We start from the raw sequence: 17,735 nt of genomic DNA, 5'->3' as shown, positions 1-17,735 counted from the left end.
GTTGGCGGCGTGATGGGCGAGATGGCCTCCCCCATGGCGCTGGCTCCGGTATCGCTGGTGCCACGCGCCGATGGCAGCACCGCCCACTTTCCGCATCTGATCGAACGGGCCAAACCGGGGCTGATTGCCGTTACCGCCAATGGCCAGCGCTTTTGCAACGAGGCTGACTCCTACCACGACTTTGTCTCCGCCTTGCTGCGTGCCACCCCGGCAGTCAGCCGGTGCAAGCCTGGCTGGTGGCCGACCACCGCTTTGTCCGCCGCTACGGGCTGGGCGCGGTCAAACCCGCCCCCATGCCGCTGGGCCGCTGGCTGCGCAATGGCTATCTGCAACGTGGCAATACGCTGCAAGAGCTGGCCCGCCGCTGCGGCATCATCCCCGTAGCGCTTGAACAGCAGGTGGCACGCTACAACCAGCAAGCCGCTACCGGGGAGGACAGCGACTTTGCCAAGGGCGACACCCCCTATAACCGCGTACAGGGCGACAAGGACAATGCCTGGCCCAACCCCTGCATGGCCCCGCTGCAGCACGGGCCGTACTACGCGGTGAGGCTGGTCCCCGGCAGCCTGGGCAGCTTCGCTGGGCTGGCCACCAATGCCAGCGCGCAAGTGCTGGATGAACACCGCCAGCCCATCAGCGGCTTGTACGCGGTCGGCAACGACATGCACAGCATGATGGGCGGCCACTACCCCAGCGGCGGCATCACCCTGGGCCCGGCCATGACTTTCGGCTATCTGGCGGCACACCACGCCGCCGGACGCCAACCCGACGCAAGCCTTTGAACATTTTCAATATCAAGCAAGGACACACCATGTACTACGAACTCGCCACCCTCACCCTGCCCTTTGGCACCACCGCCCAGGCGGCCCAGAACGTACAGGCCTACACCAGCGACACCGCTGCTGGCGGCGAACTGCTGGGCTGCTGGTATAGCGATATCGGCCAGCTCAACCAGCTGCTGGTTTTACGCGGTTTTGACAGCCTGGCCGCACTGGAAGCCGAGCAGCAACGCACCCGTCTGAGCGCCGACCCCTACGGCTGCGGCAGCCTCGCCACCAGCATCGACCGGCAGGCATATCAGGCTTTCCCGTGGATGGCCCCGCTGCGCCCCAGCAGCGAAAGCGGCATCAGCGGCCCGGTATATGAAATCCGTACCTACGGCATCAAGACCGGCGGCCTGCAGCACACCATGGACCTGTGGCAGGAATACTTGCCGCCGCGCAGCGCGCTGTCACCCTGCCTGGTGGCCATGTTTGCCCTGCAAGGCCCGCTACGCTTTACCAATATCTGGGCCTATGCCAGCGTGGACGAACGCAGCCGCATCCGTGGTGAAGCGGTTGCCGCCGGCATCTGGCCGCCCAAGGGTGGCCCGGCCTGGCTCACTACCGACATGCACTCCACCATTGCCCTGCCCACCGCCGTATCGCCGCTGAAGTAAGCAACTGGCAATAAAAAAAGGGACACCTGTCAGGTGTCCCTTTTGCATGGCTGCCCTCTCAGGCTGAGTCGGTCATATCAGTCATACCAGTTGCTGCGTGCCTGCTGCCGGGCGCGCGACTGGGCCTGTGCGGCCAGGCGCACCGCCACATTGGCGGCGCCGTATTGCTGGTAGCCCGCGCCGCGTTGCAGCAGTTCGAAGAAGAAGCGGTCTTCAAACTGGGCGGTATACACATGCAGCATTTCTCCGCCTTGGGCATCGCGGTCGTACAGGATGTTGGCTGCGGCCAGGCTGGCGACAAATTCATCCGGCAGATCGAAGCGCGCGGCCAGATCGTCGTAGTAGTTACGCGGAATTTCCAGCAAGGGCACGCCGCTTTCCCGCGCCGCGGCCACCGCAGCAAAGATGTCGTCGGTAGCAAAGGCAATATGCTGCACGCCGGAACCACGATAGGTGGACACCGAGCGGGCAATGGCGGTATTGCGGTTTTCCGAGATATTGAGCGGAATGCGGATGCTGCCATCCGGGCTGTGCAGCACCCGGCTTTTCACCAGTCCGTAGGGGTCGGGCAGTACGTGCTCGTTCTCGGCCTTGAAGCCATACACGGCGCGGAAGAACAGCATCCAGGCGTCCATGGTTTCCGCCGGCAGGCCCAGCGCGAAATGGTCGATGCTGGTGAGCAGGCCTGGCTTGTCTGCGGTCGCCGGCAGCATGTCAAAGTCGGACTGGTAAATGCTGCTGCCATCCGCGCCGGGGTCCACCAGGTATTGCAGGCTGCCATCCGGCGCACGGACGGCGGGAATCTGCCGCTCGTTGGGGCCGACGCGGCTTTCAAACGAGCGGGCGCGATACTGCTTGGCGCGTTGCAGCGCCTGGGCGCTGTCATTCACCCGGAAGGCGGACGCGCACAGCGACGGGCCATGTGCCACGAAAAAGGCATGGGCGAAGGAATCCGGCTCGGAGTTGAGAATCAGGTTGATGTCACCCTGACGGTACAGGTTGACGCTTTTCGACTTGTGCTGCCCGGCATGGGCAAAGCCCAGCTTGCCGAACCAGCGCGCCAACCGGCTGGCGGCAGCCTCGTCCACGGCGAATTCCAGAAACTCCACCCCGTCGTACTGCGGCTGCGGTGCCGGCACAAACAGCTGCGGCAGTACGGCGGCGGCACTCGGTTCCGCGCTGGCAGCCAGCTGCGCGCGGGTGCTTTCTTCCAGATACAGCAGGCCACGGCGGCCATCTGCCGCAGTACCGCCGGTGGGTGCGGCACGGAAACCGTCGTTGAAGATTTCCAGGCTCAGCGGGCCCTGATAGCCACTTTGCAGGATGGGGCCAAGGAAGGCCGGCAGGTCAAACTCGCCCTGACCGGGGAAACAGCGGAAATGACGGCTCCACTCCAGCACGTCCATATTGAGGATGGGTGCATCGGCCAGTTGCAGGAATACGATCTTGTCGCCCGGAATCTCCGGCAGGCGCGACAGGTCGTCCTTGATCGACAGGGTGTGGAAGCTGTCCAGAATCACGCCCAGATTGGGGTGATCCACCGTTTTGACGATGTCCCACACCTGGCGGTAGGAGTTCACATGCTGGCCCCAGGCCAGTGCCTCGTAACCCACCAGCACTTCATGTTTTGCCGCCAGCTCGGCCAGCTGGTGCAGGTCGTCGGCAAGCACCGCGTTATCGCGGATCACGTCCGGTTGCACATTGCTGCACACCAGGATGCGGTCGGTACCCAGCTCGTGCATCAGCTCGAACTTGCGTTCGGCCCGTTCCAGATTGTGTTGCAGGCGGTCGCGGCGGCAGCCTTCGAAGTCGCGGAAGGGCTGGAACAGCATGATCTGCAAGCCCAGCTCCTGACACAGGCGGCGTACATCACGTGGCGAGCCATCAAAATACAGCAGGTCGTTTTCAAAGATTTCTACGCCCTGAAAGCCGGCAGCGGCAATCGCCTCCAGTTTCTCGGGTAGGGTTCCGCTCAGAGAAACGGTGGCAATACAGTGTTGCATGGTGGTCATCCTCAATGGGGAAACTGGCGCTGGCGGCGCACCGCTCTGGGTGTGAGTCCTGGTCTGGCGATGCTGCCGGTTTACTTATTTCGTACCAACAGGTACATTTCAATCTTAGCGTGAAAATTTTCACTGCACCAGTGCGTTTCCCTGTTCCCGCCATCCGGCTCACGGCCTGTGCCGTGTGCCCGATGCATGCCGCCCGCCGCGGCAGTCAAGCAAAAAAAGACCAACACATGCCTGCATCCACATCCGCTGCCAATACGCTGTTGCTGGGCCTGATCGGCCAAAGCATCCAGGGCTCGCGCTCGCCACAGCTGCACGAAGAAGAAGCCCGCCAGCTGGGTCTGCGCTGTCTGTATCAATTACACGACCTGCCGCTGGACACCGGCACTGCCGAGCTGGACACGCTGCTGACCGCCATGCAGACCGTGGGCTATGCCGGCTGCAACATCACCCATCCGTTCAAGCAAACCGTGTTGGCCTGTCTGGACAGCCTGTCCGACGACGCGGCCGCCATTGGCGCGGTGAATACCGTGCAATTGCGTGACGGCAAACACATTGGCCACAACACCGACTGGTGGGGCTTTGCCCAGTCCTTCCAGCAGCAATGGCCGCAGGCCAGGCTGGACAAGGTGGTGCAACTGGGCGCGGGCGGTGCCGGTGCCGCCGTTGCCCACGCCATCCTCACCCTGGGTGCGCAAAGACTGGCCCTGCACGATGCCGACCCGGCCCGTGCCAGTGCGCTGGCGGCACGGCTGAACCAGCGCTTTGGTGACGGACGGGTAGTGGTGACCGACGATGTGGCCGGAGAACTGGCCAGCGCCGACGGGCTGATCCAGGCCACGCCGATTGGCATGCAAGGCCACCCCGGCCTGCCGCTGCCAGTGGAATGGCTGCATCCGGCCTTGTGGGTGGCCGACGTGATTTACTTCCCGCGCGAAACCGCGCTACTCAAGGCGGCAAAAGCGCTGGGCTGCGCTACCATGAATGGCGGCGGCATGGTGGTGTATCAGGCTGCGGGCGCATTCCGCCTGTTCAGCGGCCTGAACCCGGATGCCCAGCGCATGGCCCGGCATTTTGCCAGCCTCAGCGACTGCAGCTGACAGATTGAACCGGCAAGCTCTTGTTGAACCCGCAGCCCTTACCAGACAGGTTCCCCATGTCCGACACCCTTCCCTTTAGCAGCCGGCCCAACCCCATGGGCACGGACGGCATCGAATTTGTTGAATTTGCCACCACCGACCCGACAGCCCTTGGCCAGTTGCTGCAGGCCATGGGCTTTCGCTGTACTGCCCGGCACCGTTCCAAACAGGTGCTGCTGTACCGTCAGGGCGATATCAACTTCATCGTCAATGCCGAGCCGGACAGCTTTGCCCAGCATTACGCCCAGCAGCGCGGCCACAGCATTTGTGCCATTGCGCTGCGGGTGAAGGATGCACGTGAAGCTACCTTGCGCGCCCGCGAACTGGGGGCATGGGAAGTAGATATGGGCACCGGGGTGATGGAATTGCACATTCCGGCCTTCCAGGGTGTGGGCGGTTCGCTGCTCTATCTGGTAGACCGCTATGGCGAGCACTCCATTTACGATGTGGACTTCCTGCCGCTGAACGTGGATAGCCAGGCTACGGATGCCGGACTGAACCGCATCAGCCTGCTGACCCAGAGCATGCCGGGCGAGCGCATTGGCGACTGGCAGGACTTCTACCAGCACCTGTTCGGCTTTGCCGAATCCGCCAGTGACAGCACAGCCGACAGCCGCCTGCTGCTAAGCCCTTGCGGCAAGATCCAGCTACGCTTGCAAGCCGCCGTGCTGGAGCATGGCATCAGCGAGGGCATGACCGGCGTCACGCTGGCCACCCATGACATGGCCCTCACCCGCCAGCAGCTGCAACAACAGGGGCTGGGCCTTTCCGGCCCGAATCAGCTGGTCCGGCACGCGCTGGAGTATGCCGGCTTGCTGCAATTTGCCATCAGCAAGGAACAGGGGAACTGACATGGACGCCAGCCGCTTTGCCATTGATACCGCCCCCTTGCAGGGCAAGCTGCAAGACAAGCTGCAGGCCATGTCCGCCGCCGGTTTCTCCCGCCTCACGCTGTGGGCGCAGGACTTGATGAACGAACAGGAAGGCGGCCTGGCACAAACCGTGCGTACGGTGCGCCACAGCGGCATGAAGGTGATCGGCTTCGAGGCGCTGCGCGACTTCGAAGGCATGAGCGGCCGTTTTCTGGAATACAAGATAGACCTGGCCAAAACCATGATGCGCATGATGCAGCAGGTGGGGGCCGAGCTGCTGGTGGTATCGGCCACCACCTCGCCCAATGCGGTGGGCGACCTGGAAACCACCGCCGCCCATCTGCGCCTGCTGTCCACGCTGGCCACGCCCTTGGGCATCCGCATCGGCTTCGAGCCGCTGGCCTGGGGCCGTTATGTGCACGACTACCACGCGGCATGGCAGGTGGTGGAAATGGTGAACCGGCAGAACGTGGGCCTGGTGCTGGACAGCTTCCACCTGTTTGCCCGTGGCATTCCGCTGGACGACCTGTACCGCATCCCCATGCACAAGCTGTTTCTGGTGCAGCTGTCCGATGCCATGAGCGACTACCTGCCGCTACTGGAAGAAATGGTGCACATCTCGCGTCACCAGCGCTCCTTCCCCGGCGAAGGCGTGCACAGCATGGCGGTGGTGGACATGCTGGTGCGGCTGGAAATGGCCGGTTATCAGGGCAATTACGCCTTTGAAGTGGCCAATGACGAATTCCTCACCCAGGACGCGCACAGCGTGGCCAGCCGCGCCGCCCGTTCGGTGGACTGGCTGTGCCGCACGGTCAGCCAGCGCCTGCAGGACAGCGGCTGCTAAGCGCGGCTGACCAAACCCCTGCTGCTGGGTTGCGCCTGCTTGCCCTGCTTTTATGTACGGTCGGCGTCGGCGCGTCTTGCCACACGGACGCTCGGCTGTTTGGTTAGCCGCTCGGTATCATCCAGGCAGCTGTGCCGCCAGCGCCTGCTGCGTCACCTGTTCCAGCCGCTGGCGCAGCCAGATGTGCAACGGATCGTGGCGATGGCGCTGGTGCCATACCAGATACATCGGCATGTCCGGGCAAGGAAGCGGCGGCGCGCAACTGGCCAGCCCCGCCAGCAGGTTGCTGGCCAGCAAGCCCGGCAAAGTAGCCAGCCGGGCACTGCCCTGCACAAAGGGCGCGATACCGGCAAAACCGGGCAGCCAGGCAGCAATGCGCCGCCTTACCCCCTGCCCGGCCAGAAAATCATCAATATCCAGCATGCGCGGTGGCGTATAGCCCACCGTGACATGTTCGGCCGCCAGATAGTCGTCCAGACTAGCCGGTGCCGCACGGCAGCCTGCGTCGTAAAACACCCGGTAGTGATCGGCAAATAGTCGCTTTTGCACGATATCGCTACCATCCGGCGGGCGCGGGGTAATCACCAGATCACATTCATCGCTGCGCAGCATCTCCACCGTGGGGATGCCGGAGGGCAACACCCGCAGCGACACGCCCGGCGCCTCGGCCTGCAACAGGTTCAACAGGCGCGGCAGCAGCAAATCCCGTTGCAAATCGTTGGCGGCAATGCTGATGGTGCGCTGCAAACGGGCCGGATCAAAACTGGCGGCACTGACAAAGCGGCGCATGTCTTCCAGCAGGCTGCGCGCGTGCTGGGCCAGCGCCTCGGCCCGTACCGTGGGCGAGATGCCCCGGCCGGACTTCACAAACAGCGGGTCGTCCACAATCAGCCGCAGCTTGTCCAGCGCATGGCTGACTGCGGACTGCGTCATGTCCAGCCGCTCTGCCGCACGGGTGACCGAGCGCTCCTCCATTACCGTCAGCAGTAATTGCAGCAGCCGGCCATCCAGCTGCAAATGATCGAAATTTTTCATGTATGCCATCCGGTTTACCGCATTTATCTCCATACCGCAAACAGGGACACTGAACTCACCAGAATCAACAAGGGAGAACAAGTGATGGCGGAGCAACAACGCGTTTCCATTCCGGGAACCACCCTGTTTGACGACATTCAGGCGCAGAAGGGTTATGCCCTCAACAAGATGTGCTTTTCCTTCAACGACAAGGCCAACCGCGACGCTTTCAAGGCCGACGAAGCCGCCTACTGTGCCCGCTTCGGCCTGACCGCGCCGCAACTGGCTGCGGTACAAAGCCGCAATGTGCTGCAACTGATTGCCGCTGGCGGCAATGTTTACTACCTGGCCAAGTTTGCCGGCATTTTCGGCCTGGACGTGCAGGACATCGGTGCCCAGCAAACCGGCATGAGCAAAGACGAATTCAAACAGAAACTCCTGAACGCGGGACAATAATCATGGCAAAAATCGTAGGCAGCATCGTTACCTCCCACGTTCCGGCCATCGGCCGTGCCATTGCCGGCAATCTGCAGAACGAACCGTACTGGAAGCCGTTTTTTGACGCTTTCCCGCCCATCCATCGCTGGCTGGATGAAGTAAAACCCGATGTCGCCGTGGTGGTGTACAACGACCATGGCCTGAATTTCTTCCTGGACAAGATGCCCACCTTCTCGGTAGGTGCCGCGCCGGAATACCGCAATGCCGACGAAGGCTGGGGCATTCCCACCCTGCCGCCGTTTACTGGTGACACCGAGCTGTCCTGGCACCTGATCAATCAGCTGGTGAACAAGGAATTCGATCTCACCACCTGTCAGGAAATGCTGGTGGACCATGCCTTCACCCTGCCCTTGAAACTGCTGTGGCCGCAAGAAGGCGCCTGCCCGATCAAGGTGGTGCCGGTGTGCATCAACACCGTGCAGTTCCCCATTCCGTCTGCCAGCCGCTGCTACAAGCTGGGCGAGGCCATTGGCGAAGCCATTGCTGCCTGGGATTCCGACGCCCGCGTGGTGGTGATTGGCACCGGCGGCCTGTCGCACCAGCTGGATGGCGAACGCGCCGGTTTCATCAACAAGCCCTTCGACCTGCAATTCATGCAAAGCCTGGTGGACAACCCCAAGTGGGCCACCCAGTACACGGTGGAGCAACTGGTGGAGCATACCGGCTCGCAAGGCATCGAGCTGCTGATGTGGCTTGCTGCCCGCGCCACCATCAAGGGCGATGTGCGCGCGCTGCAAAACACCTACCATCTGCCGATTTCCAACACCGCTGCCGGCGTGATGTTGCTGGAACCGCTTGCCTGAGGACCGCGCGCCTGCAGCCATCCCTGACTGGCGGCAGGCCGCAAACCCATACACTGTTTGTCAGCACCATCTCCTCCTTCGCTGAGCACCCGGCCTTGTGCCGGGTTCTTTTTTGCCCCTGCCCTGTCAGCTGAAGAAGTTGAAAAAGGCGAGATAACGCAGGCGATTGCAGGCGGCGGCTTTACAGGCAAAAAAAGGCCGACAGGAACACCCCGTCGGCATGGGTTCACACCCCAGATGGAAGCAATGGTGTGGTCATCTCCTGTCCGGCTATCAGGCTGGCTGAACAGAAACGCCAAATTCTTCGGTGTCGATTTCCTGCTGGGTGGCGGCGTTGTAGCGCGCACCGCTCACCGTGTTTTCATTGACAATGGCGTCCAGACGGGTCAGCACTTCCATGTCCAGCGCCACCGTGTCGGCCGACAGGTTTTCCTGCAGATGCGCCACATTGCTGGTGCCCGGAATCGGAATCACCTGCTCGCTTTGTGCCAGCAGCCAGCCCATGGCCAGTTGGGCCAGGGTAAAGCCGGTTTCGATGGCCAGCCCCTGCAATGCATCCAGCAGGCGCAGGTTGCGGCTAAAGTGTTCGGTCTGAAAGCGCGGCATGGCGCGGCGGATGTCGTTGGCGGCAAAACCGGACGGGTCGCGCACGCCACCGGCCAGAAAACCGCGACCCAGCGGGCTGAAGGCCACCAGCGCCACTTGTTGCTCGCGGCAGGCATCCAGCAGCGCAATTTCCGGATTGCGCGTCCACAAGGAGTATTCGCTCTGTACTGCGGCAATCGGGTGCACCGCCTGTGCGCGGGCCAGCGTGGCAGCAGAGACCTCGGACAGGCCGATGCTGCGGATCTTGCCCGCGGCCACCAGATCAGCCAGCGCGCCAACCGAATCCTCAATCGGCACCTGGCGGTCCCAGCGGTGCAGGTAGTAGAGGTCAATCACATCGGTTTGCAGACGACGCAGGCTGTCCTCGCAGGTCTGGCGCAGGGTGTCCGGCCGTCCGTCTATCACCCGTTTGCCTTCCACCCCGGTCATGCCGCACTTGCTGGTGAGCACAATCTGCTGGCGATGCGGCTTCAATACTCGCCCCACCAGCTCTTCATTGGCACCAAAGCCGTACAGGGCGGCGGTATCAAACAGGGTGACGCCTGCATCCAGCGCCGCCAGCAATACCTGGCCGCCCTGCTCGGCAGACGGTGGCACGCCATAAGCGTGACTGAGATTCATGCAGCCAAGGCCGATGGCAGAAACGGTAAACGGGCCAAGCTGTCGCTGTTTCATGGAACTGTCCTTGCACTGTCTGACGGGGACCCCGCAAGAAAAAGACAAGGTCAGCCGGTTCTGGTGAACCGGACTGCCTTGTTCAGGAGGGTCGCTTACAAAGGGATTTCAAACGATATTTCAAAAGAAACTAATCAAATCAAGAGCTGCCAAGAAAAAAGCGAAGCGTCCCTGGGGTGCAGCTTTTTGTCAGCAGCGCCTCACACCAGCTGCTGCTCCAGCGCATGCAGCACCTGATAGCACGGCAATACCTGACGCAGGCTGGAGTTGGGTTCGCGGCCTTCGCGGATGGCGGCAAAAAATTCACGGTCCTGCAGCTCGATACCGTTCATCGATACGGCCACATGCGATACATCGATCTTCTCTTCCTTGCCGTTCACCAGGTCGTCGTAGCGGGCAATATAGGTGCCGGTGTCGCCGATATAGCGGAAGAAAGTCCCCAGCGGGCCGTCGTTGTTGAAGGACAGGCTCAGCGTGCAGATGGCACCGTTGGCCGCCTTCAGCTGGATGGACATGTCCATGGCGATGCCCAGTTCCGGGTGAATCGGCCCCTGGATGGCATTGGCCTTCACGATGGGGCTGCCAGCCTGATAGGCGAACAGGTCCACGGTGTGGGCAGCGTGGTGCCACAGCAGGTGGTCGGTCCAGCTGCGCGGCTGCCCAGCGCGTTCATATTGGTGCGGCGGAAGAAATAGGTTTGCACATCCATCTGCTGGATGTTGAATTCACCGGCGGTAATCTTGTTGTGCACCCACTGGTGGCTGGGGTTGAAGCGGCGGGTGTGGCCGCACATGGCCACCAGGCCGGTTTCGGCTTGCAGCGCGGCGGCGGCTTCGGCACCGGCCAGGGTGTCGGCCAGCGGAATTTCCACCTGCACGTGCTTGCCAGCCTTGAGGCAGGCTGCGGTTTGCCCGGCGTGCATCTGGGTGGGCGTACACAGGATGACAGCGTCCACTTCCTTGATGGCCAGGGTTTCGTTCAGGTCATCCGTGACATGGGCCACGCCGTATTTGTCCGCCACTTCGCGGGTCTTGGCCAGGTCGCGGCCAATCAGCGATACCACTTCCACATCGGCAATGTTCTTGATGCCGTCCAGATGCTTGATGCCGAACGCGCCTGCGCCAGCCAGTGCTACTTTGATTGTCATGACAGGGATTCCTTATTCCTTGTTTTCCAGAATGGCGTGACCCACAGCGGTATTGGAAGCCGGGACATGATAGAAACGGTGCGTCACCTGCGGCAGCGGGCCGCTGCGCTCTCCGTTGTTCACGTCGGCCATCGCGCCGCGTGCAATCAGCCACATCACCAGTTCGATACCTTCGCTGCCGGCTTCACGCACATAGTCGATATGCGGCACTTTCGCGCAGGCCACCGGGTCGTTGATCATCAGGTCCAGCCAGTTGTTGTCCCACTCGCGGTTGATCAGCCCGGCGCGTGCTCCTTGCAGCTGGTGGCTCATGCCGCCGGTGCCCCAGATATGCACATTGATGTCTTCGTCGAAGCTCTCCACCGCCTTGCGGATGGCCTGACCCAGCGCAAAGCAGCGCTGGCCGGAGGGCACCGGGTACTGCACCACGTTGACGGCAAACGGAATCACCGGGCAGGGCCAGGCGTCCTTCACCGGGTCCAGCTCGCCGCACATCAGCGACAGCGGCACGGTGAGGCCGTGGTCCACGTCCATCTTGTTGACGATGGTGAGGTCGAAGTCCTGCTGGATGACGCTTTGCGCGATGTGGCTGGCCAGTTGCGGATGCCCCTTCACCACCGGCACCGGGCGTGCGCCCCAGCCTTCATCGGCCGGTTTGTACTGGGCAGCCGTGCCAATGGCGAAGGTGGGAATCATGTCCAGGCTGAAAGCGGTGGCGTGGTCGTTGTACACCAGGAAAATCACGTCCGGCTTGTTGTCCTTCATCCATTGCTTGGAGAAGTCGTAACCGGCAAACAGCGGTTGCCAGTAGTCTTCCTGCGTCTTGTGCAGGTCCATGGCCACACCGATGGCCGGCACGTGGGAGGTATAAACGGATGCGGTAATGCGTGCCATATCAGTTGCCTTCTTTCTTGCTGCCCGCGCCTTGCGGCTGGCGGTGCGGCTGGGCGTCGCCGTCTTCACCGATGTAACGGTTGCCTTCCACCGAGCGGCCACCAGCCAGCATCATGTTGCGGTATTCCTCTTCGCTCATGCCGGTCATGGAGCCGGCCATCTGCTGGAAGCTCTTGCCGTCGGTGGCACCGATGCGAGCCAGGAAGTAGATATTGCCGCCCAGCGCCATACAGCGGTTGAGGTCGCGCGCCATCACCGCCTGCTTCTGCTCTTCGGTCATGGCCCATTCATCGAGATAAGCCCGTTCGTCGGCCAGAAAGCGGGCGCGGTTTTCCGCCTTCATCAGGCTGGTGCAGAACTGGTTCAGCCAGTAGCCCAGGCGGCTTTGCTCGGCATCGAAAATGATGGTGCCGGGCACGTCTTTATACGGTTTGTCCAGTGCCATGCAGGCTCCTCAGCATTCTTCCGGCCAGTACAGGCGCATGGGGTTGGTGACCAGCAGCTGTTGCTGCAATTGCGGCGTCGGCGCGATATGGGGGATGAAATCCACCAGCAGGCCGTCGTCCGGCATATGGTCTTTCAGATTGGGGTGTGGCCAGTCGGTACCCCACAGCACGCGGTCGGGGAAGGTTTCCACCAGTTTGCGGGCAAACGGAATCACGTCGTGGTAGGCATGGCGTTCGCCATCCAGCGCCTTGGGGCCGGTCACGCTCAGGCGTTCCGGGCAGCTGACCTTGGACCAGATATTGTCATGTTCGCGCATCAGTTTCACGAACAATTCAAACTGTGGCCCGTCCACCGGCAGGCTGACATCCGGCCGGCCCATGTGGTCCACCACCACGGTGGTAGGCAGGTTGGTGAAGAAGTCCCACAGCTCCGGCAGGTCCTGCGCCTCGAAGTACACCACGATATGCCAGCCCAGCTTGGCAATGCGGCTGGCAATTTCCATCAGCTCGTCCTTGGGGGTGAAATCCACCAGCCGCTTGACGAAGTTGAAACGCACGCCGCGCACACCGGCTTCATGCAGGCTTTGCAGCTCTTCATCCGTGACTGCGCGCCTGACGGTGGCCACGCCACGCGCCTTGCCCTTGCTGGCACGGCAGGCATCCACCATGGCGCGGTTGTCGGCACCGTGGCAGGTGGCCTGCACAATCACATTGCGGGCAAAGCCCAGATGGTCGCGCAGGGCAAACAGATCAGCCTTGCTGGCATCACACGGGGTGTATTTGCGTTCCGGCGCATAGGGGAATTCCGCCCCCGGGCCGAATACGTGACAGTGGGCATCCACCGCGCCAGCCGGCAGGGTGAAGGCCGGTTTGGCCGGGCCGTCAAACCAGTCCAGCCAGCCTGCGGTCTTGCTGAAGTCGCCACTTACGGGTTTGCTCATGCTGTCGTCCTCAGTCGATATAACGCAGACCGGCCTTGGCCAGCGGCTCGCGCATTGCATACATGTCCAGGCCCAGCACGCCGGAAGCCAGCCTGGTGCGTTTTTCGCCCTCGAACGATTCGCGCTTTTGCGCCGCCGCCAGCGTTTCCACCGCACGGGCGGCCGGTACGCACACCACGCCGTCATCGTCCGCCACAATGACATCGCCCGGATGCACCAGCATGCCGGCACACACTACCGGGATGTTGACCGAGCCCAGCGTGGCCTTGATGGTGCCTTTGCTGCTGATGGCGCGGCTCCATACCGGGAAGTCCATTTCCTGCAGGGTTTTGACGTCGCGCACACCGGCGTCGATGATCAGCGCCCGTGCACCGCGTGCCTGGAAGCTGGTGGCCAGCAGGTCGCCAAAGTAGCCGTCGGTGCATTCCGAGGTGACGCCTGCCACCACGATGTCTCCCGGCTGAATCTGTTCTGCCGCCACGTGCAGCATCCAGTTGTCGCCCGGTTGCAGCAGCACGGTGACAGCCGTGCCGGACACCTGCTTGCCCGGGTAGATGGGGCGCATATAGGGCTTGAGCAGGCCAACGCGGCCCATGGCTTCGTGCACGGTGGCCGAGCCCAGCGCTGCCAGTGCATCGGCAGCGGCGCGGTCGGCGCGGGTGATGTTGCGGTATACCACTCCGAGTTCGTACATGGTGTTGTCTTTCCTGTTCTGTTTTTCCATCGTGTGGCGCATGGCGCACGTGAGATGCGGTCAACTCCGCAAAAGCCCCGGGTCAAGGCGCGCCGCCGCAGACAGTACGTGTGGTACGGCAAGGCGGCGCAACGCAGGAACGGGGATTTTGCCTGCCTTACAGGCCGCGGGCTTTCAATGCCGCATCCAGTCGCGGATACACCCGGCGGGCATTGCCTTCAAAGATTTGCTGCCGTTCGGCATCCGTCAGCGCTGCCGCTTCGATGTAGCGCTTGGTGTCGTCGTAGTAGTGGCCGGTTTCCGGGTCGATGCCGCGTACCGCGCCGATCATTTCGCTGGCAAACAGCACGTTGTCCACCGGGATAACCTTGGTCAGCAGGTCGATGCCCGGCTGGTGGTAGACGCAGGTGTCAAAGAAGATGTTGTTGAGCAGGTGGTCCTTGAGCAGCGGCTTTTTCATTTCCTGCGCCAGCCCGCGGAAGCGGCCCCAGTGGTACGGCACTGCACCGCCACCGTGCGGGATGACAAAGCGCAGCGTGGGGAAGTCCGTAAACAGGTCGGAGGTCAGGCATTGCATGAAGGCGGTGGTGTCGGCGTTCAGGTAGTGCGCGCCGGTGGTGTGGAAGGCGCAGTTACAGCTGGTGGACACATGCACCATGGCCGGGATGTCGTACTCCACCATTTTTTCGTAGATGGGGTACCAGTGGCGGTCGGACAGCGGCGGGCTGGTCCAGTGGCCGCCGGACGGGTCCGGGTTGAGGTTGATGCCGACAAAGCCATAGTCCTTGATGCAGCGTTCCAGCTCCGGAATGGAGGTGGCCGGGTCGACACCGGGCGACTGCGGCAGCATGGCCGCGCCGATGAAGTTATCGGGGAACAGCTGGCTGACGCGGTAGCACAGCTCGTTGCAGATGGCCGCCCAGGTGGAGGACGTGTTGAAGTCCCCGATGTGGTGAGCCATGAAGCTGGCGCGCGGGCTGAAGATGGTGAGGTCGGAGCCGCGCTGCTTCATCAGGCGCAACTGGTTGCTCTCGATGGTGTCGCGCAGCTCGTCGTCGGAGATCTTCAACTCGGACGATTTGGGGCCCAGTTCCGGGGTGGAGAGGTTGTCGATCTGGCGTTTGCGCCAGTCTTCCAGCGCCTTGGGGGCGGTGGTGTAGTGGCCGTGGATGTCGATGATCATGCTTGCTGTCCTTTCCAGATGGCGGAGGGAATCATGACCTCTCCGCGCATGATGAGCCGTGCGGTGCGCAGCAGCGCTGCGCGGATGACGTTTTGCGGGTTTTCCGGGTCCAGCTCCAGGTCCACCGAGAATTCGCCGGTGGGGTGTTCCACCGACACCAGATGACGCAGGCCGGGCTGCATCTGTGCGATGCCCTGGGTGACCGAGCCTTCCAGCACGCAAGCGGTGCCGACCGTCACTGCCGCCAGCACGCCGATGGCGTCGTGGCAGACGTGGGGAATGAAACAACGGGTGCTGATGCTGCCGCCGTCGCGCGGCGGAGCAACCAGGCACATCTTGGGATAGGTTTTCTTGCTGACATCGCCCAGGCCCATCAGGTGGCCGCATTGCAGGCGCAGCGCTTCCAGCCGGGTTTTCAGCTCGGTATCGGCATTCAGTTCGGCCACGCTTTCGTAACCGCTGCGGCCAACATCGGCAGCGCGCAGCATCACCAGCGGCATGCCGTTGTCGATACAGGTGATTTCCAGCGCGCCGACGCCTTCCAGCTGCACCACATCCTTCACCTTGCCGGTGGGCAGCAGGCCGGAACACACCGAACCGGCAGTATCCAGAAAGTTGATGGTGATGGGCGAGGCGCTGCCAGGTACGCCGTCAATGCGGGCTTCGCCGTCGTAACGCATCTGGCCGCCCGGCGTTTGTACCGTCACGTCACACTGCATGCCGGTATTGAGGGTGAGCACGCGGAAGGTGCTGGTTTCACCCTGCGCCGTCACCAGGCCGCGCTCCAGCGCGAAAGGTACTACCGCTGCCAGCATATTGCCGCAGTTGGGGGTGGTATCCACCGTGTCCTTGTCCGGCTGCAACTGGGCAAACAGGAAGTCCAGGTCCACGCCGGGCTGGCTGCCGCGGGAAATGATGCCGACCTTGCTGGTCAGCGGGTGTGCTCCACCCAGGCCGTCAATCTGGCGGCGGTCGGGAGAGCCCATGACAGCGAGCAGCACACGGTCGCGCAATGCCTGATCCTGCGGCAGGTCGTCTGCCAGGAAGAAGGGCCCGCGTGAGGTACCGCCACGCATGAACAGAGTCGGGATAGAGGTTTGCATGCGAGGATTGTGTTCCCGCGCCATGCATTAAAAAAGAGCACTATCGCTCTATCAGATATAACGCTTTGCTATACATCGAGCCCATGAATGGCAATGGCCCGACAAGCGGGCCATGCATGGAAAAACAGCGCAAATCAGGACTTGAAGTACAACGAGCCCAACGAGGCTTCACCCAGTTCGCATGCGGCATCCTGCAACAGGCTGCCCAGCTCCGGCAGGCGCTCGGCCGGAATGCGGCTGGTGGGGCCGGCCAGTGTCACCACGCCCACCACCTTCTGGTTGAGCGGGTTGATGATGGGCGCGGCCAGCGAGGTCATGCCCGGTTCGTAGCTGTCCACCGCCACTGCATGGCCACGCTTGCGGGTGGCATGCAGCACCTCGAGGAAGGCGGCAATGGTGCGCGGCGCATTGGGGCCGTAGTCGTGGCCATTGCCAAAGCCCTGCCGGGCGACAATCTGCAAGGCCTGTTCATCGTCCAGCCGGGAGAGCCAGGCCGGGCCGCTGGCGGTGCAGAACAGCGGCGGGTTGCTGCCCATGTCCGGGTCGTAGCGCAGGCCGGAGCGTGCGCCCTGCGCCTTGGCCACAAAGGTGATCAACTCGTTTTCGATGATGCCCAGCCGCGCCAGCTCGCCGGAGCTACGCGCCAGATTTTCCAGAATCGGCTGCGACACATCAGCCACGCCGCTGGTGGACAGGTAGATCAGCCCCAGCGAAACCAGCTTGAGCGAAAGCTGGTATTCGCCCTTCTCCGCATGCTGGCGCACATAGCCCTGCTCGATCAGCATGGCCAGCAGCCGGTGCGCACCACTGCGCGGCATGTTGAGGGTGTCGGCAATGACATGCAGCGGCAGTTGCCCGCCATTACGGGCCAGCAATTCCAGGATTGCCAGCGAACGCTCCATACTGCCTGCCATGTCGTTTCTCCTTGCTGAGTGGTTCCGGATTTGAACACAGTTCAATTTGACCAGCAAGCCACCCTACCCGCGCCTTTCCCGTCCCGGAAGCGCTCACACCTGGAAACGGGCAACCGACTGGTGCAAGGCTTCGGTCAGTTGCTCCAGCCGGGCCACATGCTCGCATGCCTGTGCCACCGCGTGGCTGGACTCCTCCATGCGGCCGGATATCTGCTCGATATTCTGCGCCACGCTATTGCTGGCCTGGCTTTGCTCGGTGGTGGCAGTGGCAATGCTGCGCACCTTGTCCAGCGCCTGGGCCGATGCGCTGTTGATCTGCTGCAGCGCATCCCCGGCCTGAGCCGCCATCTGCACCCCCATCGCCACCTGCGGTGCCATGGCCTGCATGCCCTGCACCACGGCAGCGGTATCCGCATGCACCGCCTGTACCGTGCTGGCTATCTGCGCGGTGGCGGTACTGGTGCGCTCGGCCAGCTTGCGCACTTCGTCGGCCACCACGGCAAAGCCGCGGCCCT

General features: G+C 62.5%; 18 protein-coding genes and 2 pseudogenes. 8 read left to right on the top strand and 12 right to left on the bottom strand.

What is annotated here, in order from left to right:
• Nucleotides 1–12: 12 nt before the first annotated feature.
• The 3 genes and pseudogenes from AWT75_RS23885 to AWT75_RS18670 form a co-directional block, all read left to right on the top strand.
• Nucleotides 13–207, top strand: a pseudogene (locus AWT75_RS23885) (FAD-binding protein); the annotation flags it as partial.
• 14 nt (nt 208–221) lie between these two features.
• A complete protein-coding gene (locus tag AWT75_RS18675; protein ID WP_062791130.1) occupies nt 222–782 on the top strand; it encodes an FAD-binding protein in 561 nt (186 codons plus the stop codon).
• A 29-nt stretch (nt 783–811) separates the two neighbouring features.
• A complete protein-coding gene (locus AWT75_RS18670; RefSeq protein WP_045845030.1) occupies nt 812–1,438 on the top strand; it encodes an NIPSNAP family protein in 627 nt (208 codons plus the stop codon).
• A gap of 77 nt (nt 1,439–1,515) precedes the next feature.
• On the opposite strand, the gene AWT75_RS18665 is transcribed toward AWT75_RS18670, so the two are convergent.
• Entirely contained in the window at nt 1,516–3,441 is a 1,926-nt protein-coding gene (locus AWT75_RS18665) for a bifunctional sugar phosphate isomerase/epimerase/4-hydroxyphenylpyruvate dioxygenase family protein (protein WP_062791138.1), read from the bottom strand.
• Nucleotides 3,442–3,677: 236 nt separating this feature from the next.
• Between AWT75_RS18665 and AWT75_RS18660 the strand changes: the two genes are divergently transcribed.
• Genes AWT75_RS18660 through AWT75_RS18650 form a run of 3 tightly spaced genes read left to right on the top strand, consistent with a single transcriptional unit; the run spans nt 3,678 to nt 6,302 of the window.
• The gene (locus AWT75_RS18660) at nt 3,678–4,547 is read left to right on the top strand and encodes a shikimate dehydrogenase (protein ID WP_062791136.1); all 870 of its coding nucleotides are present in this window, start codon (nt 3,678–3,680) and stop codon (nt 4,545–4,547) included.
• 56 nt (nt 4,548–4,603) lie between these two features.
• On the top strand, nt 4,604–5,437 hold the full coding sequence (locus AWT75_RS18655; RefSeq protein WP_062791128.1) for a 4-hydroxyphenylpyruvate dioxygenase family protein: 834 nt from the start codon (nt 4,604–4,606) through the stop codon (nt 5,435–5,437).
• 1 nt (nt 5,438) lies between these two features.
• Complete coding sequence (locus AWT75_RS18650) at nt 5,439–6,302, top strand: sugar phosphate isomerase/epimerase family protein (protein ID WP_062791126.1); 864 nt, start codon at nt 5,439–5,441, stop codon at nt 6,300–6,302.
• A gap of 117 nt (nt 6,303–6,419) precedes the next feature.
• On the opposite strand, the gene AWT75_RS18645 is transcribed toward AWT75_RS18650, so the two are convergent.
• Nucleotides 6,420–7,337, bottom strand: a complete 918-nt coding sequence (locus AWT75_RS18645) for a LysR family transcriptional regulator (protein ID WP_062791134.1) — start codon at nt 7,335–7,337, stop codon at nt 6,420–6,422.
• Between the two features lie 84 nt (nt 7,338–7,421).
• Between AWT75_RS18645 and AWT75_RS18640 the strand changes: the two genes are divergently transcribed.
• Together AWT75_RS18640 and AWT75_RS18635 are read left to right on the top strand one after the other, a co-directional pair.
• Complete coding sequence (locus AWT75_RS18640; protein ID WP_045844910.1) at nt 7,422–7,772, top strand: protocatechuate 4,5-dioxygenase subunit alpha; 351 nt, start codon at nt 7,422–7,424, stop codon at nt 7,770–7,772.
• A gap of 2 nt (nt 7,773–7,774) precedes the next feature.
• Nucleotides 7,775–8,617: a class III extradiol dioxygenase family protein gene (locus tag AWT75_RS18635; protein WP_062791124.1), complete on the top strand. Its 843-nt coding sequence runs from the start codon at nt 7,775–7,777 to the stop codon at nt 8,615–8,617.
• Between the two features lie 273 nt (nt 8,618–8,890).
• Here AWT75_RS18635 and AWT75_RS18630 read toward each other — a convergent pair whose 3' ends face one another.
• The 10 genes and pseudogenes from AWT75_RS18630 to AWT75_RS18585 form a co-directional block, all read right to left on the bottom strand.
• Nucleotides 8,891–9,898: an aldo/keto reductase gene (locus AWT75_RS18630; RefSeq protein WP_062791122.1), complete on the bottom strand. Its 1,008-nt coding sequence runs from the start codon at nt 9,896–9,898 to the stop codon at nt 8,891–8,893.
• Nucleotides 9,899–10,098: 200 nt separating this feature from the next.
• A pseudogene (locus AWT75_RS23980) lies at nt 10,099–11,045 on the bottom strand (Gfo/Idh/MocA family oxidoreductase).
• Between the two features lie 12 nt (nt 11,046–11,057).
• The gene (locus tag AWT75_RS18620; protein ID WP_062791120.1) at nt 11,058–11,939 is read right to left on the bottom strand and encodes a class III extradiol dioxygenase subunit beta; all 882 of its coding nucleotides are present in this window, start codon (nt 11,937–11,939) and stop codon (nt 11,058–11,060) included.
• A 1-nt stretch (nt 11,940) separates the two neighbouring features.
• Entirely contained in the window at nt 11,941–12,384 is a 444-nt protein-coding gene (ligA, locus tag AWT75_RS18615; RefSeq protein ID WP_045844905.1) for a protocatechuate 4,5-dioxygenase subunit alpha, read from the bottom strand.
• Between the two features lie 9 nt (nt 12,385–12,393).
• Nucleotides 12,394–13,326: an amidohydrolase family protein gene (locus AWT75_RS18610; protein WP_045844904.1), complete on the bottom strand. Its 933-nt coding sequence runs from the start codon at nt 13,324–13,326 to the stop codon at nt 12,394–12,396.
• Nucleotides 13,327–13,336: 10 nt separating this feature from the next.
• On the bottom strand, nt 13,337–14,020 hold the full coding sequence (ligK, locus tag AWT75_RS18605) for a 4-carboxy-4-hydroxy-2-oxoadipate aldolase/oxaloacetate decarboxylase (RefSeq protein ID WP_062791132.1): 684 nt from the start codon (nt 14,018–14,020) through the stop codon (nt 13,337–13,339).
• Nucleotides 14,021–14,177: 157 nt separating this feature from the next.
• The gene (locus tag AWT75_RS18600; RefSeq protein ID WP_062791118.1) at nt 14,178–15,203 is read right to left on the bottom strand and encodes an amidohydrolase family protein; all 1,026 of its coding nucleotides are present in this window, start codon (nt 15,201–15,203) and stop codon (nt 14,178–14,180) included.
• Complete coding sequence (locus AWT75_RS18595; protein ID WP_062791116.1) at nt 15,200–16,306, bottom strand: 4-oxalomesaconate tautomerase; 1,107 nt, start codon at nt 16,304–16,306, stop codon at nt 15,200–15,202. The genes AWT75_RS18600 and AWT75_RS18595 overlap by 4 nt, the downstream gene beginning before the upstream one ends.
• A gap of 134 nt (nt 16,307–16,440) precedes the next feature.
• Complete coding sequence (locus AWT75_RS18590) at nt 16,441–17,220, bottom strand: IclR family transcriptional regulator (protein WP_062791114.1); 780 nt, start codon at nt 17,218–17,220, stop codon at nt 16,441–16,443.
• Nucleotides 17,221–17,313: 93 nt separating this feature from the next.
• A partial coding sequence (locus tag AWT75_RS18585; protein WP_239689660.1) for a methyl-accepting chemotaxis protein occupies nt 17,314–17,735 on the bottom strand: 422 nt, incomplete at its 5' end.

Source organism: Aquitalea pelogenes (assembly GCF_001515305.1).
Taxonomy (GTDB): domain Bacteria; phylum Pseudomonadota; class Gammaproteobacteria; order Burkholderiales; family Chromobacteriaceae; genus Aquitalea; species Aquitalea pelogenes.
The sequence above is the reverse complement of the archived record's forward strand: the minus strand, read 5'-3'. Positions and strand labels throughout refer to the sequence as shown.